We start from the raw sequence: 1,349 nt of genomic DNA, 5'->3' as shown, positions 1-1,349 counted from the left end.
CTCAACTTTCGCAGAGTGAAATCGGCAAATAAGCCTTGATATAACTAGGAAGGCTGGCTATCCACTGCTGAAGTTGATTTTCGATGATTTTTTTGATTCGGCTGTTCGTCTTTTTCAGGGTATCTTGAAGAAGCTCGACCAACTTCTGGAGTGCGACAGCCCAATCAAGATCCTGTATTTCCTCGCAAAGCTCGTAAAAGAAACCGCCTAGCGTACGGTGGTCGGTGTGACACCGATTCTGCCAAGAGAGGACGATATAACGGGAAAATACAATGGTGGTGTGGCTGATAAGTAAGTCATACGAACGCCCTTGAAACTCTTTTTGGAGACGCAACAGCGACTTGGTGGTCTTGAAGAACACCTCGATATCCCAACGCATTCCGTAAATCCGGACGATTTCTTGTTCAGAAAGGGTACAGTCTGTGCTCAATATGGCGAGCCATTCGCTTTTCTTATTTCGGTTTTGGACAAAGACGATTTTAACCGGCACGCCATTGGCCATGACCGTGTGGATGGATCGAAGAATACCGTGTTTCCGTCCGGTCGGTTGTGCACATCGGTACAGTTGCTTTAATGATACAAACTGCCCATCCACGACATAACGCTGGTTCGTCGTTTTGACCATGCCGATCACGTCAAGACCTTGTTCGACAACGGATCGAATAAGGGGCGGTTGCGTGAACCATGTATCCATCAGCACATAGCTCGCTTGAATGCCCGCGGAAATGGCACGTTGAAGCATCGCCGGAATGAGTTGCGGTGCGGGTTGCAATGCCTCCATACGGCGCTTGTATCCGGATGTTCGTTTGTCGATCTTTTTGGAAATACCGTTAATCTGAGCATTTGTGGAACTCAGTAAGGAAAAATCAACCGGCATGAATGAATGACCATCTGACCAGCCGAGTGTAAGCATACGAAAGCCTTTGTAGAAACGCTTTTTGAGCGATGAATGATCGACACAGCGCGCAAGAAGCTCGACTTTTTTACTTCGATTTCGATCAAACATGGAATCATCGATGATGAACACGCGGACTCGTTTGGAGTCCGTAAGCGTGCTCACTTTTTGAATAGTAGCCGCGCTGAAAGTCAATAAAAACCGACGCCAAGCGAACTTGGAATGGTTTAAAAAGCGATACACCGCATCCTTCGCCGGTAACGCATCCGATTTTTTAGAATCTAATAACCGCCACCAGTTTTTGTGTCGGAAAATGAGACAAAACACGAGCTGAAACAAATACGAACAGGTGAACCCTAGATTCTTTTGGATGTTGGCGTTTCGCAAGTGTTTAAGAATTTCTAACTCTTTAAAAACCGCGTTCAGTTCATTTGGCAGTTGATTGTTTTGTTCC

At 46.1% G+C, this 1,349-nt stretch carries 1 protein-coding gene; it reads right to left on the bottom strand.

Going from position 1 to position 1,349, the window contains the following annotated elements; translation table 11 throughout:
• Position 1: 1 nt before the first annotated feature.
• The coding region (locus ADA01nite_RS21665) for an IS4 family transposase (RefSeq protein WP_146812495.1) at positions 2–1,349 on the bottom strand (1,348 nt) is incomplete at its 5' end.

The organism is Aneurinibacillus danicus (genome assembly GCF_007991215.1).
In the GTDB taxonomy this organism is placed as follows: Bacteria; Bacillota; Bacilli; order Aneurinibacillales; family Aneurinibacillaceae; genus Aneurinibacillus; species Aneurinibacillus danicus.
This window is presented reverse-complemented; position numbering and strand designations above follow the sequence as displayed.